Here is a 25,111-nt window from a genome sequence, read left to right on the forward strand (position 1 = left end):
TTTGCTGCGCACGCAATGATGACCGCCGGCCATCCTCCCTGTACAGACGCACTATGTGCGTCTCCGCCGGCGCCAGCCATAGAGACGCACATGGTGCGTCTCTACTGCCCCCTAAACCTCCTGAACCTCCTAAACCCTTTTCCATTATTTTTGCCGCACAAAATTCCCAGACACATGAATTTGCACGAGTACCAGGCCAAAGAGCTCCTCAAGAAATACAACGTGCCGGTGCAGGAAGGCTTTGCCTGCAGCACCGTACACGAAGCCGAAGAAGCGTACCGCCAGATCAAGACCACCTACGGCTCTCCGTTTGCCGTGGTGAAAGCCCAGATCCACGCCGGCGGCCGCGGCAAAGGCAAGATCAAGGAGACCGGCATCAACGGGGTGAAGGTGGCCAAGTCGCTCGAAGACATCACCGAATTCTCCTCCAAGATCCTCAACGGCACGCTCGTCACCATCCAGACCGGCGAGGCCGGCAAGGTGGTCAACAAGATCTATGTGGCCCAGGATATGTACTACGACGGCGCCTCCGAGCGCAAGGAGTTTTACCTCTCCATCCTGCTCGACCGCGGCACCGGCAAGAACGTGATCATGTACTCCACCGAAGGCGGTATGGACATCGAAGAGGTGGCCCACCACACGCCCGAGAAGATCTTCAAGGAGTGGGTGCACCCCGGCGGCGCGCTCCAGGGCTTCCAGGCCCGCAAGATCGCCTTCAACCTCGGCCTCAAAGGCGACGCCTTCAAGAACATGGTCAAGTTCGTGACCAACCTCTATAACGCCTACGTGGGCCTCGATGCCGCCATGATGGAGATCAACCCGCTGTTCAAAGCCGCCGACGACAAGATCGTGGCCGTGGACTGCAAACTCTCCCTCGACGACAACGCCCTTATGCGCCACCCCGACCTGGCCTCCCTCCGCGACACTTCGGAAGAAGACCCGACGGAAGTGGAAGCCGGCAAATTCAACCTCAACTTCGTGAAGCTCGATGGCAACGTGGGCTGCATGGTAAACGGCGCCGGGCTGGCCATGGCCACCATGGACATGATCAAGCTCTCCGGCGGCGAGCCCGCCAACTTCCTCGACGTGGGCGGCACCGCCAACGCGCAGACCGTGGAAGCCGGCTTCCGCATCATCATGAAAGACCCCAAGGTGAAGGCCATCCTCATCAACATCTTCGGCGGCATCGTGCGCTGCGACCGCGTCGCACAGGGCGTGATCGACGCCTACAAGAACATGGGCAACATCCACATCCCGATCATCGTGCGCCTGCAGGGCACCAACGCCGAAGAAGCCAAGAAACTCATCGACGAAAGCGGCCTCCAGGTACAGTCGGCCATCCAGCTCAGCGAAGCCGCGGAACTTGTGGCAAAGGCGGTAGCCTAGGACGATTTCAGATCTCGGATTTCAGATTTCAGATTTATTGGGGACCCGCAAGGGTCCTTTTTTCTGCGCCAGCCCTATCCGGAATCCGAGATCTGAAATCTGAAATAGAAATCCCGCGCTCACGCGCGGGATTCTTAAGGCTTTTTTTGTTTGTCGGAAACAGGGGCCTTCGTTTTCAAGAGGATAAGGATAAAAACAGGCGGATCGGTTGTTAAAGGGAACGGATACGTTCAAATATATTTGTTCCCCTTCAATGAAAACAAAACCTCCGGCGGGTGATTTGGGCCGGCTAGTAGGATCCAGCTAAAAAAATATAGTAGTAAATACTTAGCAAACTCTTCTAATGAACCTTTCTGCCCCTTCCTGCCACCTCCGGCCCATTGCACCCGGCGACAATGCCGCCCTCGCCCGCATTATCCGCAGCACCCTCGAGGAGTTCGGCGCCGCCCGCCCGGGCACGGTGTATTTCGATGAAAGCACCGACCACCTCTACGAACTGTTCCGCGCCCCGCGCTCGGGCTATTTCGTGGCCGAAACGGACGACCGCCTGCTGGGCGGTGGCGGCATCTACCCCACCGAAGGCTTGCCCGAAGGCACCGCCGAGCTCGTGAAGATGTACCTGCTGCCCGAAGCCCGTGGGCTGGGGTTCGGCGGACGCCTCATCCGGGCCGCGCTGGACTTCGCTAAAGAACAGGGCTACACGCAGGTATACCTCGAATCGATGCCCGAGCTGAAAAAAGCCCTCAGCACCTACGAGCGCTTCGGCTTCCGCTACCTGGATGCTCCGCTTGGCAACAGCGGCCACCATGGCTGCGGGCTTTGGATGGCAAAGCCCATCCCCTGACCCCTTCCCGAAGGGAAGGGGAAGCAAAGACCCGATGCCTTTGGCATCGGGTCTTTGTATGTTGGTTGGTCTACTCCCCTTCCTTTCGGGAAGGGGTTGGGGGATGGGCCCTCACCTCATACACAGGACTAAACAAATACACCCGCCCCGTGCTCACTTCCGTGCCGCGGTGGCGCTTCCGAACCTTCTCTCCTTTTTGGAATACACGTCCGTCGGGGGTCTCGAAGAGTGTGCCGGGCGGCAGGCTTTCGATGAGCACCAGGTCGGCGGGGCGCGCATCGTAGCGGCGGAGGGTTCGCAGCAGCACCTCGTCGGCGCAGGAAGAGGCGGCGGGGTTGTGGAGCGTCCGCTCCAGGGCGCTGCGGATGTCTTCGGGAAAGACGTTGTGCTGGATGAACTGTGCCAGCAGCTGCCCGAAGGAGCGCTTCCACTCGGCGCCGTGCGGCGGCACGCGGTTGCCGAACTCCTCGAAGGTGAGCAGGTGGGCCAGCTCGTGCAGCAGCGTGATGAGAAAGGCGTAGGTGTTCAGGTCGCCGTTGACCGAAATGCGGTGGGCCTCGCCGCGGTGGCGGTGACGGTAGTCGCCGAGCACGCTCTTGCGGGTGCGCGCCACGGTGAGGTGCACCGTATGCTGGTTGAGGTAAGCCGACACCGGCTCGTAGGTTCCGGGCGGCAGGAAGCGGGCGAGGGCCGACAGCGGTGCTTCTTGCTTGCTCATATCAGGAGGCGGAACGGTCGCGGAGCATCCGGGTGAGGGTCGTCACTTCGATGGCCGTGTATACGAGGTACAGGCCCATCAGCGTAAAGAAGGCCGGCTTGTTGAGGCCCTTGCGCTGCGTGGCGATGTAGATAAAGGCCACGATAAGGCTCAGGAACAGCTTCATCATGATGGAGCCGTAAATGCTCCGCACGAAGGCGTGGGGGTTCTTGTTGGCCAGGCCCTTCTGCGCCATCAGGAACGACCCGATGGTGAGGAAGAACAGGAATACGTTGCCCAGGAGCAGCACGTCCTGGCTGAAGCCCTTGCGCTCGAGCAGGGAACGGCCGGCGATGAAAAAGGCATTGAGTACAACGAACAGGAGGATGATGGGGTAGATAGGCTTGCGGCGGCGGTTCATTTCGGCTTGGAGGTTTCTTTGACCAGTTTGTAGATCAGCAGGCTCACCGCCACGAGGGGCAGCAGCCAGACGAGCAAAGGTAGGGGTATATGCAGCCACTTGTCGGCCTTCAGGCCGGCAAACACCGCGATGCCGATGGTGACGAAGATCTGCGCGCCGAGTCCGGCGTACCGCATCAGTTCGGAAGAATTGCTCCTAGGCTTCGGCCGTTGTTCGTTCATGGGTTTTCAATTGAAGCACCGTAACGGCGCCGCCCATCTGGCACTGGCCGTTGAAGGTTGCCGTAGGCTCCACTTGCAATTTACCGGCCGCAATGTTGCCTTCGACGGTACACTGCCCGCGGAGCTGGAGCAGGTCCTGCACCCGGATGTCGCCGCTCACGCGGCCGGTGATGTCGGCCTGCTGGCTTTCGATGTTGCCATTAACGGCGCCCTGCGGCCCCACCACGATGCGGGCGCTGCTGCTCACGTTGCCGTCTACCCGCCCGTCGATGCGGAGGTCGTGATCGGAATGAATGTCGCCCCGCACCTCGGTGCCGGTGGAAATAAGCGTAGCCTTGTTGGTCGGAGTACCTTCAGCGGATGATTTGTCGCGGTTGAACATAGGGATTGGAGTTGATTAGTTAACTGGTTGACTGGTTAATTGGACGGGACGTTTAAGGCGTAGTAGGTTCCTGCCCATAGCCAATTTCCTTCGGCGAAAGTTAATGAACTCTTCGGTAAACAGCCACTCTCCGACCGGAAAGCAGGGTTCGCTTTAGGCTTCTTTACTAATTAACCAATAAACTACTTAACCAATTTACGGCCGCAGGCCTGTCCTTTCCGTTGGCCTACTCGGTCGTCACCTCCGGCAGCGGCTCATTCACGATGTTGGTATCTAGTTGCAGCGGCTCGCCGGCTACTACGCGGCGCAGGCTTTCGATATACTGCCCCTGGTAGCGCACCTGCTTCTCGAGCGAATCGGTCTTGTATTTGAGCTGGCGGTATCCCTGGCCGGCCACCGAGGAGCCATAACCGGGTATGTAGTATTTCAGCGGGGTGAACACGATGAGGGCCACGGTGAGGCCTACCAGCAGCACGAACACCGAGCTCAGGAGCACGTAGACGCTGCGCCGCGACAGGCGGAAGGTGACCACCTCCTCGTAGGTGTCCTCGTTCATCACTACCAGGCGGTAGCGGTTCTGCAGGCGCTTCAGGGTGGAACCGGGGTCGAGTTTGGGCATCAGGTTATTTCAGATTTCGGATTTCAGATCTGGGATTCAGAGAGCCGGAAGCAGCAAAAATCTGAAATCTGAAATCACAGATCTGGAATCAGCCGGGAAAGTACCTCGTTTTGGTGTTTTCTCCCCCTTTTATCGGGGCTTTTATACTATTTTGGCCGGAAATCAGTTAATACTGTACTAGTAGTTTCGTTCATGAACCGCCAACCACGCCTGCTCCTTACAATACTCATGGGGGTGGCCGGCAGCCTTTTTGCGCTGTCCGCCCACGCCCAGCCCGGCTATAGCCTCGAGATCAAAAAGCCCGAACCCTATGACAACCGCACCGTAAAGGCCGAAAAAACGCCCACCGAAAAACCCATCAAGACGCCGAAGCGCCTGGTGCAGAATATGGTGACGCACTACAACTACTACTTCAACGCCAACAACAAGATCGATGAAGTGCTGGCCGCCGCCAAGGGACAGCACCGCGACAACTACACCCGCCTCCTCCCCTTTTACAACTTCAGCCTCGACCAGACCGCCGCACAGGCCCAGAGCCTCGACTCGGTGATCATCAAGGCCAAGACCGGCATCGTGCTCCACGACCTGCGCAACGACTGGATCGACAACCTCTACTTCCTCTGGGGCTCCGCCTATTATTTCCAGAAGCAGTTCGACTCCGCCTACACGATGTTCCAGTTCATCAACTGGTCGTTTGCCCCGAAGGAAAAAGACGGTTACTACCGCTACATCGGCTCGCGAATGGACGGCAACAACGCCCTCCGGATCGCCACAAAGGAAAAAAAGCAAAGCTTTCCCCGCCGCGTGGTCAGTGAGCCGCCCTCGCGCAACGACGCGCTCCTGTGGCAGGTGCGCACGCTCATCGAGCAGAACGCCTACGTGGAAGCCGGCTCGCTCATCAACACCCTCCGCAACGACTCCTCCTACCCCGCCCGCCTCCGCGACGACCTCGAGGAAGTGCAGTCCTACTGGTACTACCGCCAGGAACAATGGGACTCCTCGGCCCGCCACCTCGTGCTCGCCCTCGGCGCCGCCGGCACCCGCCAGGAAAAGGCCCGCTGGGAATTCCTCGCCGCCCAGCTCTTTGAGCGTACCGGCCACGCCGACGACGCCCGCACCTGGTACAGCAAATCGATCGACCACACCGACGATCCGGTGATGGACGTCTACGCCCGTCTCAACCTGATCCGCCTCAACAAGGAAGGCAGCGACAACTATATCGACCGCAACATCGCCACCCTGCTCAAGATGGCCCGCCGCGACCGCTACGAAGACTACCGCGACGTGATCTACTCGATGCTGGCACAGATGGAACTGGAGCGTGGCAACCTCGGCGCCGCCCAGGAATACCTGGCCCGCGCCGGCAAGTACGCCTCCGACAACGGCGCCGTCAGCAACGACGCCTACCTCGCCCTCGCCGACCGCTCCTTCGACCGCAAGCAATACGGCTCCTCCGCGCGCTTCTACGATTCGGTAAAGTTGGCCAGCCTCGCCGCCGACGACTCGCTGCGGGTGCTGTCGCGCAAGCCCCTGCTGACGCGCCTGATCTTCTTCACCGGCACGGTGGAGCGGCAGGACAGCCTGCAGCGCATCGCCGCCATGACCGACGACGAGCGCAAGGAGTTCGTGAAAAAGATCTCCCGCCAGCTGCGCCGCGCCAAAGGTCTCAAAGAAGAAGCCGACTACCAGGCCTCGCGCGAAACGCCCGCCGCCGATCCCTTCGGCGCCGCCAACAACGGCAACAACCGCGGCGAGTGGTATTTCTACAACGACAATGCAAAACGTTCCGGCGTCGCTGCCTTCAAGCAGCTCTGGGGCGACCGTCCGAACGTGGACAACTGGCGCCGGCAGACCGACGTAGCGACGCAGCTGCGCAACAACCTGCCCGAAACCACGCGCAACGTGGCCAAAGGCGGCGGCCCCGCCCGCAACGACGACCCGCTTTCCTTTGAAGCGCTGATGGCACCCGTGCCGCTCACGCCCGAAGCCCTCCGCGCTTCGCACGACAGCATTCAATACGCGCTCCGCGGACTGGCGCAACTCTATGCCGCCGATATGGAGGATTACAATTCCGCCATCGTAACGCTCGAAGACCTGCGCAAGCGCTACCCGCGCCCCGATTCGCTCGAGCAGGTGCTCTTCGGGCTTTACTTCGCCTACCGCCATGCCGGCAATACGGCAAAAGCCGAAGAGATGAAGCGCCTCCTCCAGGGAAGCTTCCCGGCCGGCCGCTACACCGCCATCGCCACTACCGGTGCCGACCCGGCCTCGACGGCAACGACGCAAAAGGCAGCAACAAAAGCTTACGAAGAGGTGTACGACCTGTACCTCTCCGGACGCTTTGCGGAAGCCGAAGGCGCCAAGCGCGCCGCCGACAGCACCTACCGCACCAATACCTGGAACCCGCAGTTGCTCTACATCCAGGCCGTGGCGCAAGTGAAGCAGCAGCAGGACAGCAACGCCGTGCGCACGCTGCAAACCCTGATCACGCAGAATCCCAATACGGTGCTCGCCGCCAAGGCGCAGACACTCATAAACGTGCTGAACCGCCGCGCGCAGATCGAAGAAGAGCTGCGCAACAGCGACGTCAAGCGGAACAGCGACGATACGTCGGCGGTGGTGAGCGCAGCGCCGGTAGTGCCGAAGCCGCAGGTGCCCGTTGCCGTGGTTCCGGTTACCCGCGACACGATGACTACTGCCGTGAAAACACCACAAGCGGCGCCGCAGGTGCCGCGTCCGCGTGTTGATACGGTCGTAACGCGGCCGCAGGCCGCTCCCGTTGCCTCCGCCGGTCCCTACCGCTTCAGCGCCGACTCGAGCCACTATGCCGTGGTGGTGCTGACCAAGGTAGACGTGGTGTTCGGCAACGAAGCGCGCAACGCCATCAACCGCTACAACGCCTCGGCCGGCATCACGGCCGATACGCGCGTGGAGCCGCTGAACAACGACGTGAAGCTCCTCCTGGTAGGGCCCTTCGTCAACGCCAAGGGCGCCATCGATTACGTGCAGGCGTTGAAGCCCATTGCGCCCTCGCAGATACTGCCCTGGCTGAAGGCCAGCAGCTACAGCTTTACCATCCTTTCGCCGGGCAACCTCAACGCGGTCCAGAATGCGAAGACGCTGGATGCTTATATACCGTTCATCGATTCGAAGCTGCCGGTGAAACTGTAGGAAACGAAGTTGGTAGTTTGTAGTTTCTAGTTTGTGTTTGCTGGCGCCAGCGACCAGCAATGACAACGCCTTCGCTTCGCGAAGGCGTTGTCATTTTCCCTAGCTTTACGCACTCAGACAAAGGCACGTTCTTTGCTCATCCATAAGCACCTACAATGAAAAAGCCGATCGAACCTCACGCCGGATTTCCGCAGACAGGCAAACCGAAGAAGCCCCGTACCCGCCGCAGCGTGCGCATCTTCTGGAGCGTTTTCCTGGGCGGGCTCGGACTGTTCTTCCTCATCATCGTGCTGGCGCTCATGGGCGTTTTCGGCAGGATGCCTTCGCTGAAGCAACTGGAAAACCCGAGCCTGCTGCAATCATCCGAAGTATACGCCGCCGACGGCACGCTCATGGGCAAATACTACCGCGAGCGCGGCAACCGCAGCAACGTCAACTACAGCGATATCTCCCCCCACGTGATCCACGCGCTGGTGGCCACTGAAGACGTGCGCTTCTACAGCCACTCGGGCATCGACTGGAAACGCACCGGCAGTGCCGTGGCGACCATGGGCTCCAGCGGTGGCGGTTCCACCGTCACCCAGCAGCTGGCCAAGCAACTGCTCGGGCAGGGCAACAAGAACGTCGCCCTCCGCGTCATCGAGAAGCTGAAGGAATACATCATCGCCGTGCGCCTCGAGCGCAACTTCACCAAGGAGGAGATCCTTGCCCTTTACCTCAATGCCGTTCCCTACGGCGACAACGTATACGGCATCCGCAACGCCGCGCGTACCTTCTTTTCGAAAGAGCCCGACCGGCTCGACCCCAACGAAGCCGCCGTGCTGGTGGGCATGCTCAAAGGCAACTCCATCTACAACCCGCGCACCCACATGGTGGCCGCCTTCAACCGGAAGAACGTCGTGCTGAGCCAGATGGAAAAAGCCGGCTACATGAAGCCCGCCGAGGCCGCTGCGCTCAAATCAACCCCCATCACGCTGCACTACCAGAAGCTCGATGAAAACACCGGCTACGCCCCTTACTTCCGCGAAGTGCTCAAAGACGAACTGAAAGACGCCCTCAAAGACCTGAAGAACGCCGAAGGCGACCCCTACGATATTTACGATGATGGACTGAAGGTGTACACGACCATCAACACCAAGATGCAGCAGTATGCCGAAGAGGCCGTATCGAGCCAGATGCCGATGCTCCAGCGCACCCTCAACAGCCAGAGCAATATCCGCAACGGCTCGGTGTGGAAGGGCCACGACAACGTACTTGACGCCGCCATGAAAGCCTCCGAGCGCTGGCGCAACCTGAAGGACGAAGGCCTCACGGAAGACCAGATCCGCGCCGCCTTCAAGCAGGCGGTGCCGATGAAAGTATTCGCCTGGAACATGAAGCGCGAGAAGGACACCGTGATGACGCCCATCGACTCCATCAAGTACCACCGCCAGATGATGCAGACCGCATTCATGGTGATGGACCCCATCACGGGTGAGGTAAAAGCCTGGGTGGGCGGCATTTCCTTCAAGACCTGGAAGTACGACCACGCCAACATCGAAACGAAGCGGCAGGTAGGTTCTTCCATCAAGCCCTTCCTGTACGCCCAGGCGATGGAAGAGCGCGGCTTCACCCCCGAAACACCGGTGGAAGACGTGCAGCAAAGCTTCGGCAAAGACCAGAAGGTGCCCGCCACTTCCAAGAGCTGCAGCGGCCGCACGATGTCGATGGCCTCGGCCCTCGCCTGGTCGAAGAACTGCGCCACCGCTTACATCATGAAGCAGGTGGGCCCCGAGCAGTTCGCCTCCTTCCTTTCGGAGAAGATCCACATCCCCACGAAAGTGGAGCCCTTCCCCTCCATCGCCCTCGGCTCCTGCGACCTGTCGCTCTACGAAATGATGTGGGGCTATACCGTATTTCCCGGGCACGGCTACAGCACGAAGCCGAAGCTCATCACCCGCATCGAAGACCGCAACGGAAACGTGATCAAGCGCATCGACATGACCGCCGACCGCAAGGAATCGATCAGCGAAGTGACGGCCTACAACATGACCCGCCTGATGGAAGGACCGGTAACCAAAGGCACTGCCGCCGGCCTCATGCAGGCCCTCGGCGCAGCCGAGATGGGCGGCAAGACCGGTACCACCAACGACAACGCCGACGCCTGGTTCATGGGCTACACGCCCCAGCTGGTGGCCGGTGTATGGGTGGGCTGCGACGACCGCTTTATCCGCATCGAAAGCGCGCAGGGCTTCGGCGGTACCGCCGCGCGTCCCATCTGGCAGAACTTCTTCCAGAAAGTATACAACGACGCTTCCCTGGGCATTGAAAAGTCGCGCACCTTCGACAAGCCCGCCGACATGGACAACTCGGCCTACCAGGGCGACGTGGAAAGCATCATTCCCGACTCGCTGGAAAACGCCGAGGGCCAGGACATGGGCGCCGGCTCCGCGCAGGATTACCAGCTCGATACGAGCAGCGAATACATCCCGCCGGAATCGCAGAAGCCCGTCGACGATGCGCCGCCCGCCGACCGACCGAAGCGCGACTCCGGCAAGACCGTTGCCCCCAAGATCGGCGAGGCCGCCCCGCCGCAGGAAGAAAAGAAAGGGATCTTCCGCAGGATCTTCGGCGGGAAGAAGAACAAGGATAAAGACAAGCCGGAAAATGAATATTAGCCTTTGCGCCTCCCGATGGGAGGCGCAAACGTTTGGGGGGGGCGAAGCGGTGGTATCCTGTACACTTTTTTTGAACGAGGAGATTGAAAAAGTAACAGCCTCTAGGTTAGCGTGTTGTATCTCTCCTACTTTCATTTCAACACTTTTCTACTTGCTGTCACTTCCCCTGTAACAGAGATTAATTAGGGTTAAAAAAGCCTCCTATACGGAGGCTTTTTCATTAATCAGTCTTAACTATTTGTAGCCAATAATTGTCGTCCTCGATTTTTTGGACCTGTAGCACCTTGACCCTAGTTCCCTTCGGCACCGTTCCTTCGATTTCGCCTAACTTCCAAAGAACCTCAGTGATCTTCCTTGGCAACGCATCTCGTTCGAAAACATCGCTGATTGCTTTTAATTCCATTCCAGGTGTGGGTGTGTTAGTAAAAAAGAAGTTCTTGGTTGTCCAAGAGCCATTAATAATCTGTCCGCAATACACCCATGTACCTGTTTGACTTTCAGTAGAGTCACCGCTTGTAGGCAATACCAAGCCGGATACTGAAGATTGTTGAGCTGAAGGCGCCCCTTCTGCGTTCACTTTCAAGAACACTGCGAGTGCGGTATCCTTGCTTAAAGCTTGGTACTGAGTCACTGCATCTGTTACAGTCCGGGCACCTTCCAAATCTTCTACTACCTCATTATGTTCCGCTGCAGAAACACCGTACAAGGGTCGTTCTGGGCAAAGCACAGAAAAAAACGAAGCGCTTTTTGGCCGCGAAGTCTGAACGACTCCTGATTTGTTTTTACTGGAAAGGTTCGCTGCAATTCCTGTGGCTCCGGCCACAGAAGTATACAGGACGGCTGTATTAATAACAAGAACCAGAACATGCTGCGGCATCGTAGTACCCATCTCACGCTTAGCATTAAACGCAATTACTACTAGTGCAGCCAAGGATAAAACTATGAGATGACACCAGATCGAAGGCAGATCTTTACCCACTGCATTTGCATATAGGTTCGTTACAATTCCGTAGATCATTGTCAGAACAGCCGCAGCCCCCGCTACTGTCCCTAGCGACTGTAGAGTCTGGTATTGCGTTGGGTTGTCTGCAGGTGGCGGAGCGGAGCTTACCGTTGGCGGTGGAGTTGTTACATTTTCCATATTTGTAGTTTTTAGTAATTCATTGATCGTTTGTTTACAGGGTTATCTTCAGGCTTCGCACCTTCCCCACCTTCACCTCCACCCCTTCCACCATCCTTTCTCCATATCCCTGCTTCCCGATTTTCACTGTATGCGTACCGGGTTCAATATCCTTGAGCGTAAAGCGGCCTTGCGCATCCGTTTCTACTTCCAGGCTACCGAGTATCAGCTTTGCGCCGGCGATGGGGGCGTCGGTGCGGGCGTCGCGCACCTGCACGCGAAGGGCCGTGCCGCGGGTGGCCGCATCCACGATCGTGCGGCTGCGCTGGTAGCCGGCGTAGAAGTCGGGGTGGCTTGTTTTGAAGGGCACCATCAGCTTGTCAAGTTGCTTACGGGCGAAGTCGTTGAGCGCCTCGAGCCGGGCTTCGGCCTTCGCCTCCAGCTGGCGACGCTGCGCCTGTGTTTTGCGCGGCGCCGGGATGGCTTTTTCAAAGGTCTTGATGGCTGTGTCGAACGCATCCAGCAGGTCGCTGCTGATGCCGTAATCGGCCAGGTTGGCCAGGCGCGTGCGGGCCGCTTCCAGCACGGCGCGGCTCGCTGGCGCCAGGTCGGCTTCACGGATCGCTTTTAGCTTCGACTCGGTCACGTGCATTTGCTGCTCCAGTACCGGATCCTTCTTTCCATTTGCCCATGCGGCCACCGCCGACGCCACCTGCAGGTGAAAGGTATGTACCGTCTTCCGGTTGCCGGCCTTCGTGAGGGAATCGCCGCCCCCGCTGCCAGCCAGTTCGTCGCGTACCTCCGCCAGCTGCTGTTGCATCAACCGGTACTCACCCGTTGCCTCCAACAGCCTGGCCACAGTCCGGATGGTAGCTTCAGTTGCTTTCAGGAACTCATAAGTGACGCCGTGCGTTTTGACCTGGGCCAATTCATCTTTGTTCATAAACATTGCTTTTATTGTTTAATAAATGAGAGACACAGTCAGTTGGTGCGGGCACAGGTTGGCGTGGTGTTTTCAAGGGTGTTGGTGTCGATACGGCTCATTTTCAACCGGTTGCATTCGCCTCCGGCGATGGGATCATTCGTTCCGATGCACCGGGCTGCCATTCCTGCAGTCCATTTGTTCATTCTGGTGCACGGCATTGCCATTCCTGCAGTCCGTCTGCTCCTTCCGCTGCACCGTGTGCTCATTCCTGTCCACCGTCCGGTCATTCCGGTTCACCGTCCGGTCATTCTGCTGTTCCATCCGGTCATTCCGGCGCGCGGAGCAATTATTCCTGCGTTCGGTGTGCTTCTTCTTTTGAAACGCACACAGATTGCTTCCTATAAAAAAATCGTTTGGAGCATCCGCGCCGGCATTCAGAACAAAGCCAACCATCTTCGGGCGGGATGCAAAGGGGTATTCAGCAGAGGTTAGATCCTTCTGCGACAGGTTTTGTTGGCTTCTTTAAAATTAAGGTAAATACTGACACTCCAAAGCAGCGCTTTCGCTCTTTTTTTCGTCTTGATTACAGAGAAACACCCCCGCATGAAACGCAGCACATTTTTACTTCACCGGCACAACGAACACTGGCGCGAACGGCTCCGGCAGTTGCTGCAAGACCTGCTCCCGGCAGCTACGCGCGAGGTGCTCCTTTCCGGCCGCGTGTGCAACTCCGACGGCGACCCGGTGGCATTCGCCCGCGTAGAAGCAGGTGGCACGCCCTACCATACCGAGGCCAACGCGGCCGGCTGTTTCGCCCTCCACGTGCCCGAGGTGCAGTTCCGGAATCCTTTTTCGTTATTCGTCTATGCCGATGGCTTTGCCCGTTTCGAGCAGCGCATCGAGGCCGCTCCCGGCGAAGCGCTCGAATGCGTGCTCACGCCCGGCACACAGGCTAAGGTGGTCCGCCTCGGCGCCGCCCGCTGATCCTTTCCATCCCCTTTATTGCTCGTACAGCGGCAGCGTACGCTCCTGCACCAGGATCGTATCGCCGGCCTGCAACGTTACCGCCACCGCGGGGTCAAAACGGCCCCAGGCATTGATCAGTCTGCGGCCGCAGCCGTTGCTATTGATCGCAAGCATCATCGTGGGCACGTGGAGCGCGGGGCCTGCCACTTCGAGGGGGAACACATCGCGGTACTTGCAGTAGGAATTGGAGAAGCTGGATACCGGCATCGCGTAGCAGGCCGAGTCGGAATGATCGAGCGTCACACGGCGCAGGAGCTGCCCGCAGCGGTCGTCGGGGCTGTTGTAAGAATAGGCGCTGCTGTCGCGGGCCGCCAGCAACAACCGCTCGGGGGTGTGCCGGATGTCGACGGTTACGGGGGCCTGCCCCTCGAAGAAGATCGTACCCTCCAGGTTATTGATGGTCACTTTGTAGGTAAAGGGCATCGTGGCAGTGCCGGCCCCGGGCAGAAAGCCCATGCTGGGATCGAGGTTGCCCGCAGTATAGCGGCGTCCATAAGGCCCGGTGACGCTTGTGTCGGTGATCACACTGCCCGCCACGTACATCCTGAGCGGGCCTACGCTCATGGCCCCGTTGGACTGGTAGGTGCCGTCGAGGTTGCCGGAGTTGCTCTTTTTGCAGGCAAACTGTACCCCGGCGATCAACAACAGGGTCAGTGCAGGAATACCGAACTTTCTCATGCGTCAGCAATTTGGGGCAAAATACGGGATGAGGTGAAAAGGCCGGGGGTGAAAAACTCGGTAGGCAGCGGCAGTGATCGTTCGCAGCGGTTGCCGGGAGGAACTTCGTCGGAAACCTGCGACGATTCATCCCCGTATTTCTCCAACTGGCCCGCTTTGGCGAAAGGGGCTGCAACGGAACGGGCGTTGCGCTTGTCAGAGAGGAAATGCTGATTATGAAAAAGGCCCTTCTCCCCTTCCTCCTCTTTGTGCTCGCATCCTGCACCAAAGACCGCGCTGCGGCGCCTGGCGAAGTAACGTTACCCGCTATGCGCATCATCGACCTGAATGATGCGCAGGTACGCTACCAGCAGACCCGAACCGTGGACCTCAACGCCGATGGCGCTGCCGACCTGCTTTTCAAGCTCCAGCTCGTGGGCGACCCGCTCCTGCAGGTAGACAAGCACCAGTTCTGCGTACAGTCGGGCATCCAGCGCAACCTCCTGGTGAACGACCAGGATGAAACGACACCCTACGCTGCGTCCGCAACTATCCCGCTGCAACAGGCCGGCTTCGAATGGTACGAGGTCACACAAACGATGCTGGCCGAAAAGGTGATCGGAACGTCGGACGGCTGGTGGGACGGGCTCTGGAAGACGGCACAGCACCGCTACCTGGCCGTGCAGGTGCAGCAAGGCACCAACCGCTATATGGGTTGGGTGGAGCTGTCCATCGACCAGGCGGGAGAAACGCTCACGCTGCACCGCGCAGCGCTGAATGTATCACCCAATGTGCCGATCGTGACGGGCTCCTGAGTCGTGAATCGTCAGGCGTCAAGCGTCAAGCGTGAATCGTGAAATTCCCATAACCGAAACTTCCTGAAAGGATCGGCGCTAACCTGCCATCATAAAAAAACGGATGCTTCAGCATCCGTTTTTTTCTGTTGCGCATTGCGATTGACGATTCACGCCCGACGCCTCACGCCTCACGCCTGACGATTCACGCCTGCCGTTGCCGCAGGATCTCCGCCGCTACCAGTAGATCTACGGGTCGGGTGATCTTGAGGTTGTCCTCTTCACCTTCCACCAGCTGGATTTTGAGGCCGAAAGATTCCACCACGGTGGCTTCGTCGGTAAAGCGTTCCTTGTAGTCGATGTCGAAGGCGGGGCGGAGGATGCGGCTGTGAAAGGTCTGGGGTGTTTGCACCAGCACCACGCGGCTGCGCTCGATGGCTTCGTTGTCTTCGCTGCTCAGCAGGCGCACGCTGTCGCGGCAGGGCACCACCGGGATGGCGCTTCCGTTTTCCAGCGCTTTATCATGGCAACGATGGATCAGGTCTTTCGACAGGAGGCAGCGCACGCCGTCGTGTACGAACACGATGCCATCGCCGTCGATCAGCTGCAGGCCGTTGCGCACGGAATGGAAGCGGGTTTCACCGCCGGCGGTCACCCGTATGCGGCGGTAGTCGAAGTAAGCGTCGATGATCTCGCGGCCCATGTCGGTATGATCTTCGGGCAACACCAGCACGATCTCCAGGTCGTCGTAGGCTTCCAGGAATGTTTTAATGGTGTAATACAACACCGGCTTGTCGCCGAGCAGCAGGAACTGCTTCGGTGTGGAGGAGCCCATGCGGGTGCCGGTGCCACCGGCCACGATGATCGCGTACTTCTTCATAGAGGGAGCGAAGGTAAAGAGAGTTTGTAGTTTGTAGTTTATAGTTTGTGGTTGCGTGGGGCGCGATTACCATGGCAAAGGCGCTGCCCTGCAGCGCCTTTGAGAACGATAAACTACAAACTTTAATCAATTGATTATTTGTAGATGCCGATCTGCTTCAGCCCTTCGCTGTTGCGCACGCCGCGGTACATACCATCGGAATTGAACAGCAGGGCATGGTTGCCGCGGGCGTCCACGCCGATCATCCCGCCCTCTCCACCGATGCGCACGAGCTTGTCGTTGACGACGACGTCCATCGCTTCCTGCAGCGAGAGGCCTTTGTATTCCATCAGGCAGCTCACGTCGTAGGCCGCCACGGCCTTGATGAACAGCTCGCCGTGACCGGTACAGGAGATAGCGCAGGTGGCGTTGCGAGCATAGGTGCCGGCGCCGATAATGGGGCTATCGCCGATGCGGCCCCATTGCTTGTTGGTCATACCGCCGGTGGAAGTAGCGGCCGCCACGTTGCCCTGCGCGTCGCAGGCGACCGCGCCGACGGTGCCGAACTTCTTGTCGGGGTATTCGTCCTTGTATTCGTTGGTGTGGTCGATCAGCACGCGGTCGGTATGCCGCACGCTGAGCCATTGGTCGTAGCGGGTTTGCGAAAAGAAATAGTGATCGGCCTCAAAGGGAAGGCCCTGCTCCCGGGCAAACTCGAGCGCTCCGTCGCCGCTCAGGAACACGTGCTGCGTATCGCGCATCACCCGCTGCGCCAGCACGATCGGGTTGCGCAGGTTGCGGATGCCCGTCACGGCACCGGCGCCGAGCGTGCGGCCGTCCATCAGGGCGGCATCCATCTCGTGGCGGCCATCCTTGGTGAATACGGATCCGCGGCCGGCATTGAAGAGTATGTGGTCTTCGAGCACCACCGTGGCCGCTACCACCGCATCGGTGGCACTGCCCCCCCCGGCCAGCAGCAGGTAGCCGGCGGCCAGGGCCGAATCGAGCGCGGCAACGTATTCCTGTTCCAGCTCCGGGGTCATGTCCGAGCGCAGGATCGTACCGGCGCCGCCGTGGATGGCAATCGTGAAGGGGTTGTTCATGAAGTCAAAAGTAAAAATTCAAAAGTCAAAGCCTTGAGCGGCAACATTCCTACCAGAAACGGTCACGCCGCCTCGCCGTCCATTTTTAATAACCTGCGACCCGCCGGCTATTCTTTTCCTAACAGGTGCTCGGTTTCCGCCAACAATTGCTTGACGTTGATCGCGGCCGTGCCCACGATCTCGCACACGAGCCCGCCGGCGATGTTGGCGATCTCGGCCATGAGCCGCACGTCGCGGGTAGCGGCATAAACGAGGGCCGCCACGGCAATAACGGTGTCGCCCGCGCCCGATACGTCGGCGATGTTCCGGAAATGCGAAGGGATGAGGTCGTTGTTGTTGCCCTGCTGGTAGAAGACGCCTTTTTCTGACAGCGTTACGAAGGAGATGGCATGCTGCAGGTGGCGGTAGAGCTCGTGGTGAATATTTTGCAATTGCGGCCGCGAGGTATCCACGGTCAGCAGGTTGAGTGCTTCACGCACTTCGCCGAGGTTCGGCTTAAAAATGTCGACGCCGCGGTAGGTGAAGAAGTTCTTGCGCTTCGGGTCCACGGCAGTAAGCACGCCGGCAGCGCGGCAGCCGTCGATCACGTGGCGGATTACGCGCTCGGTGAGTACGCCCTTGTTGTAATCTTCCAGGATTACGATATCGGGCCGCACCTCGCTGAGGAAGCGGTCGAAAGACTGCAGGAGGCTGTCTTCATCGGCCGCTACCAGCTCGCGCGTGATCTCGGTGTCGAGGCGCATCATCTGTTGGTTGCGGCTGATGATGCGGGTCTTGTTGGTCGTAATACGGTCGCGGCTGCGGATGCTGTAGGCCGAGTTGACGCCAAGCCCGCTGAACAGCTGTACGAGGCGCAGGGCGTCCTCGTCATCGCCGGTTACGGAAAGCACAAAGGCGTTGGCGCCTAGCGCCTGCAGGTTGTAAGCTACGTTGCCGGCACCGCCGATGCGGAACTCTTTCTTGTCGAGCGACACCACGGGCACGGGCGCCTCCGGCGAGATCCGCTCCACGTGGCCCCACATATACGTATCCAGCATCACGTCGCCGATGACGCCCACTTTGAGGGACGGAAAGCGGCTAAAGAGTTCAGCAAAATTGGGCATCAGGCAATTCGTTTTTTGCGCGACAAAGCAACGAAATAAATCGGGATGCCGATCAGCACGATCCCAAGTCCGTAATAAGGATAGGGCTTCTGGAACATCAGCAGCAGGAGGCAGAACGCAGTGCCCATCAGGATGTACAGCAGCGGGAGCACGGGGTAGCCGAATGCTTTATAGGGACGCTCGGCATCGGGCCGCTTGCGGCGCAGGATAAAGATGCCGATGATCGTCAGCACATAAAAGAGCACCACCACGAACGAGACCATGTCGAGCAGCTCGCCGTAGCGGCCGCTGAGACAGAGGAGGCAGGCCATCGCGCACTGGATCCAGAGGGCGTATTCGGGTACGGCGTGCCGGTTGAGCTCGCCCGTCTGGCGGAAGAACAGGCCGTCCTTTGCCATTGTGTAATACACGCGTGCTCCGGCGAGAATGAGTCCGTTGTTGCACCCAAAGGTCGACACCATGATGAGAACGGCGAGAATGATGGTACCGATGTCGCCAAAAACGGCGTTCGACACTGAGAGGGCAACGCGATTGTCCTGCGCGAAGGCCAGGTTGGCTGCGCCCTGTGCGGGTTCGCCGTGAATGCCGATGGGCAACACGGATACGTACATGAGGTTGGCCGATACGTAGATGAGCGTTACGATGAGCGTACCGAGGAAGAGGCTGAGTCCGATGTTGCGCTGCGGGTTTTTCATTTCCCCGGCGATAAAGGTTACGTTGTTCCAGGCATCCGATGAAAAGATGGAACCTACCATCGCGGCCGCAACCGCCCCGAGCGCGGCGACGCCGGTGAGAGCGGTCCAGTCGGTGGAAGCACCGCCGTCGATGCGGCTCGCGTGACGCTTAATGGTCCAGGCGTCCGTCCAGTTCATATTCCAGATGTCGGATTTCGCAGCGAGGAAACCGAAGACGATCAGGCCAAAGAGTGCCAGCAGCTTGGCCGACGTGAAGGTGGTCTGGATCAGCTTCCCTCCTTTCACGCCCTTGGTGTTGATGTAGGTAAGGAAGACGATCAGCACGATGCCCACGAGCTGCGCCGCGGTTATTTTAAAGCCGGCCTCCGCCGAGCCGAGGAGCACGTTGCCGTCGCCGAGGGCAGGCACCAGGTAGCCGAGAAACTTACCAAAGGCCACCCCTACCGCGGCAATGGTGCCGGTTTGTATAACGGAGAAAAAACTCCAGCCGTAGAGGAAGCCGATAAAGGGATTATAGGCTTCCCGTAGATACACATACTGGCCGCCGGCCTTCGGGAACATGGCGCTGAGCTCGCCGTAGCTAAGGGCCGCAGTGAGGGTCATAAAGCCGGTAATGAGCCAGGCGGCGATCAGCCAGCCGGTGGAGCCGAGGTCCTTGAGCATATCGGCGCTCACGATAAAGATGCCCGAGCCGATCATCGACCCGGCCACGATCATCGTGCCGTCGAGGAGGCCCAGGGAACGTTTGAATCCTTTGTCGGTGCTAGCAGCGGCTGGTTTCTCAACAAGCAATTCGGCCATGGTAGTGATTTGGCGTCAAGATACAAAACCCCGTGGGGAATCTGCTAGTCGGTTACTCTGTTGGTCTGCGAATACCGAGAACCCCGCTAAATAATAAACGGCGCACTAGGATGCGCCGTTCACATATCATTTCGAATCTGCCCTACTCATTAGCAGAGGTGCAGGTATGGTGTATTTGTAAATTATTTCTTCGCGGCCGGCTTGTAATCGGCGTTCAGTCCTTTGATGAGGTCGCCGGTGATGTTGTAGGCGGAATCTTTGAAGAAGAACAGGCCGGGCTCATACGACATGATGTAGGTGTAGGTGCCGTTGGCATTGTAGCCCTTGAGGTACTCCTCGATCTTCTTGCGCACTTCCTGCTGCTTGTTGGCCTGGAGCACCTGGTATTCCTGGCGCAGCTGGGCTTCGCGGGCCTGCAGGGTCTGCTGGCGCTGCATCATATCGCGCTGCGCCATTTCCGATTGGGTCTGGTTCATGTTCACCGCCTGGGCCTGGTATTCGGCTGCCTTGCTGCGGTAGTCGCGCTCCATGCGGGCGAGCTCGCTGTTGATCTCCCCTTCCTTACGGTCCAGCACGGTCTTTACGTCTTTCACAAGGGCGTAAGCGCCTTCAATGGAATCCATCTCGAAATAGGCGATGCGGCAATGGCCGGGGTCGTGCGTGCCGTTGGACTTCACGGCCGGGGCTGCGGCCATAGGTTTTGGGCTGCCGGAAAAATGCAGGTAAAAAAGGACGCCGACGGCAACCAGCAAAACAATGTTCAGGGCAAGCAGGCCATTCTTCATGCGAGGGGAAATTTTGTGCAAATTAACGGGCAAAAGCCGGAACGGCCGGTAAGCCCATCAACTTTTTCAAACGATTAACAGCGGGTACGGCCTTTGCTTGCCTGCGGGTAAAAAGCGTAATTATGGGCATCATTTCCTGGATCTTGCTGGGCCTGGTGGCCGGCGCCATCGCCAAGGCCCTCACCCCCGGCCGCGACCCGCAGGGTTGCATCATCACCATGGTCATCGGCGTCGTTGGCGCCCTCATCGGTGGATATATAGCGAAGTTCCTCGGCTGGAACGGCGTCTCCGGTTTCAACCTCTACAGTGTGCTCATCGCCACCGGCGGTGCCGTTGTGGCGCTGCTCATCTGGGGTGCCCTGTCGGGCGGACGACGCCGGTATTAATGCCACAGCATGCACAACAAAAAGGCCGTCCCCTTTTGGAGACGGCCTTACTTCGTTATTCAGCGTTTCGACAAGCTCACCGTGAACTTACTGTCACGCTGAGCGCAGCCGAAGTGTTACTCTTCGTCGTCGAAAGACATGGCTTCGCGGGTGGTCTGGAGGAGTTCATACTCTTCCTTGCTGCCCACGATCATGTTTTCGAAATCGCGCAGACCGGTACCGGCCGGGATGAGGTGACCGGTGATTACGTTCTCCTTCAGGCCGAGCATGTCGTCGGTTTTGCCCTGGATGGCGGCCGAAGACAGTACTTTGGTCGTTTCCTGGAACGATGCGGCGGAGATCCAGCTCGTCACACCCAGCGAAGCCTTCGTGATACCGAGCAGCGTCGGGGCCGAAGTGGCCGGCTTCGCGTCGCGGTATTCCACCAGCGTCTTGTCGTTGCGGCGGAGCGTGGAGTTTTCCTCACGCAGCTCGCGGAGGCTTACGATCTGGCCAGCGCGCATCTTCGTCGAGTCGCCCGACTCGGTCACCACCTTCTTATCGAAGATGTAGTCGTTCTCTTCCAGGAATTCGAACTTGTCTACGAGGTCTTCCTCGAGGAATTTCGTATCGCCCGGGTCTACGATCGACACCTTGCGCATCATCTGGCGAACGATCACCTCGATGTGCTTGTCGTTGATCTTCACACCCTGCAGTCGGTACACTTCCTGGATCTCATTCACCACGTACTGCTGTACGGCGAAGGGACCCTGGATGCTGAGGATATCCTGCGGCGCGATCTGTCCGTCGGACATGGGCGAACCTGCTTTTACGAAGTCGCCGTCCTGCGCCAGGATCTGGCGGGTCAGCGGCACGAGGTATTTGCGGGTCACGCCGTCGCGGGCTTCGATGATGATCTCGCGGTTACCACGCTTCACGGCGCCCATGGTCACCACACCGTCGATCTCGGATACGATGGCGGGGTTGCTCGGGTTACGGGCTTCAAACAGTTCCGTTACACGGGGCAGACCACCGGTGATGTCGCGCAGTTTGCCGAGTACGCGGGGGATCTTCACGATCACCTGGCCGGCTTTAACGTCTTCCTCGTTCTCGATCACGATGTGCGAGCCCGTGGGGAGGTTGTACGATTTATTTTCCTTACCGGCAACAACGAGCGAAGGGATCTTCGTCTTGTCGCGGGTTTCGATCACTACTTTCTCGCGGTGGCCGGTCTGTTCGTCCGACTCTTCGCGGTAGGTAACGCCTTCGATGATGTTCTCGAACTTAACCGCACCGTTGATTTCGGCGATGATAACGTTGTTGAAGGGGTCCCAGGTACAGATGACGTCGCCCTTCTTCACCTGCTGTCCGTCTTTCACATTCAGCGTCGCACCGTAAGGAACGTTGTTGGTGATGAGGAGGCGGTCGTTCTTCTCGTCCACGATACGCACTTCACCCGTACGACCGATCACGATCTGTACTTTGTCGCCTTCGTTGTTCGTGGTCACTACCGAGCGAACACCGTCGAACTGGATGGTACCGTCGAACTTGGCCTGGAGGGTCGATTCTACCGAAGCGGAACCGGCCACACCACCCACGTGGAAGGTACGGAGGGTCAGCTGGGTACCGGGTTCACCAATCGACTGGGCGGCGATGATACCGACGGCGTCGCCGCGTTGGGCAACCGTGCCGGTGGCCAGATTGCGGCCGTAGCACTTCACGCAGGTACCGCGCTTCGCTTCGCAGGTAAGCACCGACCGGATTTCTACGGTTTCGATGCCGCGCTCTTCGATCTTCTCGGCGATGTCGGCCGTAATCTCGGAGCCTGCCTCTACCAGCAGCTCGTCGCTGATGGGATCGTATACGTTGTGCAGCGAGGTACGACCTTCGATACGGTCGGCCAGCGGCTCAATCACGTCTTCGTTGTCCTTAAGGGCCGAAGTGGCGATACCGCGCAGCGTGCCGCAATCTTCTTCGGTAACAACCACGTCCTGGGCCACGTCTACCAGACGGCGGGTGAGGTAACCGGCGTCGGCCGTTTTCAGGGCCGTATCCGCCAGACCCTTACGGGCACCGTGGGTGGAGATGAAGTAGTCCAGTACGTTCAGGCCGCCCTTGAAGTTGGAAAGGATCGGGTTTTCGATGATCTCTGAACCGGTGGAGCCCGACTTACGGGGCTTGGCCATCAGTCCGCGAATACCGGCCAGCTGCTTGATCTGCTGCTTCGAGCCACGGGCGCCGGAGTCCAGCATCATGTATACCGAGTTGAAACCTTGCTTGTCGGTGGCGAGCTCGCGGATCAGCGTTTCCGTGATGCGGGTATCCACACGCGACCAGATGTCAACCGTTTGGTTATAGCGTTCGTTGTTGGTGATGAGACCCATGTTGTAGTTCTCCCACACTTCGTCCACTTCCACCTTGGCGTTGGCCACCAGTTCTTCCTTGATATCGGGGATGATCAGGTCGTTGATGGAGAAGGACAGACCACCCTGGAAGGCGGTACGGAAACCGAGCTGCTTGATGTCGTCGAGGAACTTGGCGGTCTTCGGCACGTTGGTGATGCGAATGATGTCACCGATGATCTCGCGGAGGTTCTTCTTCGTCAGCAGGGCGTTCACGAAGCCTACTTCCTTGGGCACGTGCTGGTTGAAGATCACGCGGCCCACGGTGGTTTCGATCAGCTTGTACTGCAGCTCACCGTCGATGCGCACGTTCGTACGCACCTTGATGTGGGCGTGCATGTCCACCACGCCTTCGTTGTAGGCGATGATCACCTCTTCGGCGCTGTAGAAGGCTTTGCCTTCACCACGCACCTTTTCGGTGTCGGTCGACTTCTTGCCTTTCGAGATATAATACAGACCGAGTACCATGTCCTGCGAAGGCAGGGTGATCGGCGTACCGTTCTGGGGGTTGAGGATGTTGTGGGCGGCCAGCATGAGCAGCTGTGCTTCCAGCACGGCGGCGTTGCTCAGGGGCACGTGCACGGCCATCTGGTCACCGTCGAAGTCGGCGTTGAAGGCCGTCGTTACGAGCGGGTGCAGTTGGATGGCCTTACCTTCCACGAGCTTCGGCTGGAAAGCCTGGATCGAGAGGCGGTGCAGCGTCGGGGCGCGGTTGAGCATGACCGGGTGACCTTTCAGGATGTTCTCCAGGATGTCCCAGATCACGGCTTCCTTCTTGTCAACGAGCTTGCGGGCGCTCTTTACGGTCTTCACAATACCGCGCTCAATGAGCTTGCGGATGATGAACGGCTTGAACAGCTCGGCGGCCATGTCTTTCGGCAGACCGCACTCGTGGATTTTCAGCTCCGGTCCTACTACGATCACCGAACGGCCGGAGTAGTCCACACGCTTACCGAGCAGGTTCTGACGGAAGCGGCCCTGCTTGCCTTTCAGCACGTCGGAGAGCGACTTGAGGGCGCGGCCGCCTTCAGCCTTCACGGCGTTGGACTTACGGCTGTTGTCGAACAGGGAGTCGACGGCTTCCTGCAGCATCCGCTTTTCGTTGCGCAGGATCACCTCGGGGGCCTTGATTTCCAGCAGGCGCTTGAGGCGGTTGTTGCGGATGATCACGCGGCGGTACAGGTCGTTCAGGTCAGACGAGGCGAAGCGACCACCGTCCAGGGGAACAAGCGGGCGCAGTTCCGGCGGGATCACGGGAATGTATTGCATCACCATCCACTCGGGACGGTTGGAAATGCGGGTTTGGGCGTCGCGGAACGATTCCACGACCGACAGGCGCTTCAGGGCGTCGGCCTTACGCTGCTGCGAGGTTTCGGTAGCGGCGGCGTTGCGCAGGTCGAAGGAAAGCTGGTCGAGGTCGATGCGGCCGAGCAGGTCGTGCACGGCTTCCGCACCCATCTTGGCGATGAACTTGTTCGGGTCCTCGTCGGGCAGGTACTGGTTGTCTTTCGGCAGCGAATCCAGGATGTCCAGGTATTCTTCTTCCGTCAGCAGGTCGCCGTAGTTCTGACCCTTGTCGGCACGGATGCCGCTGTTGATCACCACGAAGCGCTCGTAGTAGATGATGCTCTCGAGCTTCTTGGAGCTCATGCCGAGCAGGTAGCCGATTTTGTTGGGCAGGCTCTTGAAGTACCAGATGTGTACCACCGGCACTACGAGCTTGATGTGGCCCATGCGCTCACGGCGCACTTTCTTCTCCGTTACTTCCACACCGCAGCGGTCGCATACGATGCCCTTGTAGCGGATGCGCTTGTATTTGCCACAGGCGCATTCGTAATCCTTTACGGGGCCGAAGATCCGCTCGCAGAACAGGCCGTCGCGTTCGGGCTTGTACGTGCGGTAATTGATGGTCTCCGGCTTGAGCACCTCACCGAAGCTCTTTTCCAGGATGCTGTCGGGAGAGGCCAGTCCGATCGTAATCTTGGAGAATTGCGGTCTCGGACGATTGTCTTTTTTATTAAAAGCCATAAAGAAGATTTCTTGATGTATGATGTCTGATGCCTGATTTAAATCTCAGA

Annotated in this window: 22 protein-coding genes; 8 read left to right on the plus strand and 14 right to left on the minus strand. The window is 58.8% G+C overall.

All coding sequences use genetic code 11. From position 1 onward, the window contains the following. Window positions 1–174: 174 nt before the first annotated feature. Entirely contained in the window at window positions 175–1,386 is a 1,212-nt protein-coding gene (gene sucC, locus E0486_RS02645; protein ID WP_131850587.1) for an ADP-forming succinate--CoA ligase subunit beta, read from the plus strand. A gap of 343 nt (window positions 1,387–1,729) precedes the next feature. Then, window positions 1,730–2,230 (plus strand): GNAT family N-acetyltransferase, encoded by a 501-nt coding sequence (locus E0486_RS02650; protein WP_131850588.1) that lies wholly within the window; start codon window positions 1,730–1,732, stop codon window positions 2,228–2,230. 70 nt (window positions 2,231–2,300) lie between these two features. On the opposite strand, the gene E0486_RS02655 is transcribed toward E0486_RS02650, so the two are convergent. The 5 genes from E0486_RS02655 to E0486_RS02675 all read right to left on the minus strand — a co-directional run bounded on the left by E0486_RS02655 (window position 2,301) and on the right by E0486_RS02675 (window position 4,570). Beyond that, window positions 2,301–2,948 carry a SprT-like domain-containing protein gene (locus tag E0486_RS02655; RefSeq protein WP_131850589.1) on the minus strand — a complete coding sequence of 216 codons (648 nt, stop codon included), beginning with the start codon at window positions 2,946–2,948 and terminating at the stop codon, window positions 2,301–2,303. 1 nt (window position 2,949) lies between these two features. After that, the gene (locus E0486_RS02660; RefSeq protein WP_131850590.1) at window positions 2,950–3,348 is read right to left on the minus strand and encodes a hypothetical protein; all 399 of its coding nucleotides are present in this window, start codon (window positions 3,346–3,348) and stop codon (window positions 2,950–2,952) included. Further along, on the minus strand, window positions 3,345–3,569 hold the full coding sequence (locus tag E0486_RS02665; RefSeq protein ID WP_131850591.1) for an AtpZ/AtpI family protein: 225 nt from the start codon (window positions 3,567–3,569) through the stop codon (window positions 3,345–3,347). Before E0486_RS02665 ends, E0486_RS02660 begins: the two co-directional genes overlap by 4 nt. Then, entirely contained in the window at window positions 3,544–3,951 is a 408-nt protein-coding gene (locus E0486_RS02670) for a bactofilin family protein (RefSeq protein ID WP_131850592.1), read from the minus strand. Before E0486_RS02670 ends, E0486_RS02665 begins: the two co-directional genes overlap by 26 nt. 226 nt (window positions 3,952–4,177) lie before the next feature. Continuing rightward, window positions 4,178–4,570, minus strand: a complete 393-nt coding sequence (locus E0486_RS02675; RefSeq protein ID WP_131850593.1) for a hypothetical protein — start codon at window positions 4,568–4,570, stop codon at window positions 4,178–4,180. Between the two features lie 192 nt (window positions 4,571–4,762). Between E0486_RS02675 and porW the strand changes: the two genes are divergently transcribed. Next, complete coding sequence (gene porW, locus E0486_RS02680) at window positions 4,763–7,741, plus strand: type IX secretion system periplasmic lipoprotein PorW/SprE (RefSeq protein ID WP_131850594.1); 2,979 nt, start codon at window positions 4,763–4,765, stop codon at window positions 7,739–7,741. Between the two features lie 155 nt (window positions 7,742–7,896). Beyond that, complete coding sequence (locus E0486_RS02685) at window positions 7,897–10,398, plus strand: transglycosylase domain-containing protein (protein WP_131850595.1); 2,502 nt, start codon at window positions 7,897–7,899, stop codon at window positions 10,396–10,398. A gap of 220 nt (window positions 10,399–10,618) precedes the next feature. Here the strand turns inward: E0486_RS02685 and E0486_RS02690 are convergent, their stop codons facing one another. After that, entirely contained in the window at window positions 10,619–11,539 is a 921-nt protein-coding gene (locus tag E0486_RS02690) for a hypothetical protein (RefSeq protein WP_131850596.1), read from the minus strand. Between the two features lie 34 nt (window positions 11,540–11,573). Next, window positions 11,574–12,461, minus strand: a complete 888-nt coding sequence (locus E0486_RS02695) for a carboxypeptidase-like regulatory domain-containing protein (RefSeq protein ID WP_165917162.1) — start codon at window positions 12,459–12,461, stop codon at window positions 11,574–11,576. On the opposite strand from E0486_RS02695, the gene E0486_RS02700 reads away from it, so the two are divergent. Continuing rightward, complete coding sequence (locus tag E0486_RS02700; protein WP_131850598.1) at window positions 12,426–12,935, plus strand: hypothetical protein; 510 nt, start codon at window positions 12,426–12,428, stop codon at window positions 12,933–12,935. The two genes, E0486_RS02695 and E0486_RS02700, sit on opposite strands and share 36 nt — an antisense overlap. 111 nt (window positions 12,936–13,046) lie before the next feature. Then, window positions 13,047–13,427 carry a carboxypeptidase-like regulatory domain-containing protein gene (locus E0486_RS02705; RefSeq protein WP_131850599.1) on the plus strand — a complete coding sequence of 127 codons (381 nt, stop codon included), beginning with the start codon at window positions 13,047–13,049 and terminating at the stop codon, window positions 13,425–13,427. A gap of 15 nt (window positions 13,428–13,442) precedes the next feature. On the opposite strand, the gene E0486_RS02710 is transcribed toward E0486_RS02705, so the two are convergent. Then, a complete protein-coding gene (locus E0486_RS02710; RefSeq protein ID WP_131850600.1) occupies window positions 13,443–14,147 on the minus strand; it encodes a hypothetical protein in 705 nt (234 codons plus the stop codon). Between the two features lie 215 nt (window positions 14,148–14,362). Here E0486_RS02710 and E0486_RS02715 point away from each other — a divergent pair, with 215 nt between their 5' ends. After that, window positions 14,363–14,941, plus strand: a complete 579-nt coding sequence (locus E0486_RS02715; RefSeq protein ID WP_131850601.1) for a hypothetical protein — start codon at window positions 14,363–14,365, stop codon at window positions 14,939–14,941. Window positions 14,942–15,125: 184 nt separating this feature from the next. Here the strand turns inward: E0486_RS02715 and E0486_RS02720 are convergent, their stop codons facing one another. The 5 genes from E0486_RS02720 to E0486_RS02740 form a co-directional block, all read right to left on the minus strand. Further along, window positions 15,126–15,800: a 2-C-methyl-D-erythritol 4-phosphate cytidylyltransferase gene (locus tag E0486_RS02720; RefSeq protein WP_131850602.1), complete on the minus strand. Its 675-nt coding sequence runs from the start codon at window positions 15,798–15,800 to the stop codon at window positions 15,126–15,128. Between the two features lie 134 nt (window positions 15,801–15,934). Next, window positions 15,935–16,882 (minus strand): isoaspartyl peptidase/L-asparaginase family protein, encoded by a 948-nt coding sequence (locus E0486_RS02725; RefSeq protein ID WP_131850603.1) that lies wholly within the window; start codon window positions 16,880–16,882, stop codon window positions 15,935–15,937. Between the two features lie 107 nt (window positions 16,883–16,989). Further along, complete coding sequence (locus tag E0486_RS02730; protein WP_131850604.1) at window positions 16,990–17,985, minus strand: bifunctional heptose 7-phosphate kinase/heptose 1-phosphate adenyltransferase; 996 nt, start codon at window positions 17,983–17,985, stop codon at window positions 16,990–16,992. Further along, window positions 17,985–19,481: an APC family permease gene (locus E0486_RS02735; protein ID WP_131850605.1), complete on the minus strand. Its 1,497-nt coding sequence runs from the start codon at window positions 19,479–19,481 to the stop codon at window positions 17,985–17,987. The genes E0486_RS02730 and E0486_RS02735 overlap by 1 nt, the downstream gene beginning before the upstream one ends. Window positions 19,482–19,663: 182 nt before the next feature. Then, window positions 19,664–20,266: an OmpH/Skp family outer membrane protein gene (locus E0486_RS02740; protein ID WP_131850606.1), complete on the minus strand. Its 603-nt coding sequence runs from the start codon at window positions 20,264–20,266 to the stop codon at window positions 19,664–19,666. Window positions 20,267–20,388: 122 nt separating this feature from the next. On the opposite strand from E0486_RS02740, the gene E0486_RS02745 reads away from it, so the two are divergent. Beyond that, window positions 20,389–20,652: a GlsB/YeaQ/YmgE family stress response membrane protein gene (locus E0486_RS02745; RefSeq protein ID WP_131850607.1), complete on the plus strand. Its 264-nt coding sequence runs from the start codon at window positions 20,389–20,391 to the stop codon at window positions 20,650–20,652. A gap of 116 nt (window positions 20,653–20,768) precedes the next feature. On the opposite strand, the gene rpoC is transcribed toward E0486_RS02745, so the two are convergent. Next, window positions 20,769–25,061 carry a DNA-directed RNA polymerase subunit beta' gene (gene rpoC, locus E0486_RS02750; RefSeq protein ID WP_131850608.1) on the minus strand — a complete coding sequence of 1,431 codons (4,293 nt, stop codon included), beginning with the start codon at window positions 25,059–25,061 and terminating at the stop codon, window positions 20,769–20,771. Between the last annotated feature and the right edge of the window lie 50 nt (window positions 25,062–25,111).

Source organism: Flaviaesturariibacter aridisoli, assembly GCF_004343705.1.
Taxonomy (GTDB): domain Bacteria; phylum Bacteroidota; class Bacteroidia; order Chitinophagales; family Chitinophagaceae; genus Flavisolibacter; species Flavisolibacter aridisoli.

Coding starts and splice junctions, on each gene's coding strand:
- E0486_RS02705 (WP_131850599.1), top strand. CDS start 13,047: ATGAAACGCAGCACATTTTTACTTCACCGGCACAACGAACACTGGCGC.
- E0486_RS02735 (WP_131850605.1), bottom strand. CDS start 19,481: ATGGCCGAATTGCTTGTTGAGAAACCAGCCGCTGCTAGCACCGACAAA.
- E0486_RS02675 (WP_131850593.1), bottom strand. CDS start 4,570: ATGCCCAAACTCGACCCCGGTTCCACCCTGAAGCGCCTGCAGAACCGC.
- sucC (WP_131850587.1), top strand. CDS start 175: ATGAATTTGCACGAGTACCAGGCCAAAGAGCTCCTCAAGAAATACAAC.
- E0486_RS02725 (WP_131850603.1), bottom strand. CDS start 16,882: ATGAACAACCCCTTCACGATTGCCATCCACGGCGGCGCCGGTACGATC.
- E0486_RS02695 (WP_165917162.1), bottom strand. CDS start 12,461: ATGAACAAAGATGAATTGGCCCAGGTCAAAACGCACGGCGTCACTTAT.
- E0486_RS02720 (WP_131850602.1), bottom strand. CDS start 15,800: ATGAAGAAGTACGCGATCATCGTGGCCGGTGGCACCGGCACCCGCATG.
- E0486_RS02730 (WP_131850604.1), bottom strand. CDS start 17,985: ATGCCCAATTTTGCTGAACTCTTTAGCCGCTTTCCGTCCCTCAAAGTG.
- E0486_RS02740 (WP_131850606.1), bottom strand. CDS start 20,266: ATGAAGAATGGCCTGCTTGCCCTGAACATTGTTTTGCTGGTTGCCGTC.
- E0486_RS02745 (WP_131850607.1), top strand. CDS start 20,389: ATGGGCATCATTTCCTGGATCTTGCTGGGCCTGGTGGCCGGCGCCATC.
- E0486_RS02650 (WP_131850588.1), top strand. CDS start 1,730: ATGAACCTTTCTGCCCCTTCCTGCCACCTCCGGCCCATTGCACCCGGC.
- E0486_RS02660 (WP_131850590.1), bottom strand. CDS start 3,348: ATGAACCGCCGCCGCAAGCCTATCTACCCCATCATCCTCCTGTTCGTT.
- E0486_RS02690 (WP_131850596.1), bottom strand. CDS start 11,539: ATGGAAAATGTAACAACTCCACCGCCAACGGTAAGCTCCGCTCCGCCA.
- E0486_RS02655 (WP_131850589.1), bottom strand. CDS start 2,948: ATGAGCAAGCAAGAAGCACCGCTGTCGGCCCTCGCCCGCTTCCTGCCG.
- E0486_RS02670 (WP_131850592.1), bottom strand. CDS start 3,951: ATGTTCAACCGCGACAAATCATCCGCTGAAGGTACTCCGACCAACAAG.
- E0486_RS02665 (WP_131850591.1), bottom strand. CDS start 3,569: ATGAACGAACAACGGCCGAAGCCTAGGAGCAATTCTTCCGAACTGATG.
- E0486_RS02710 (WP_131850600.1), bottom strand. CDS start 14,147: ATGAGAAAGTTCGGTATTCCTGCACTGACCCTGTTGTTGATCGCCGGG.
- E0486_RS02715 (WP_131850601.1), top strand. CDS start 14,363: ATGAAAAAGGCCCTTCTCCCCTTCCTCCTCTTTGTGCTCGCATCCTGC.
- rpoC (WP_131850608.1), bottom strand. CDS start 25,061: ATGGCTTTTAATAAAAAAGACAATCGTCCGAGACCGCAATTCTCCAAG.
- porW (WP_131850594.1), top strand. CDS start 4,763: ATGAACCGCCAACCACGCCTGCTCCTTACAATACTCATGGGGGTGGCC.
- E0486_RS02685 (WP_131850595.1), top strand. CDS start 7,897: ATGAAAAAGCCGATCGAACCTCACGCCGGATTTCCGCAGACAGGCAAA.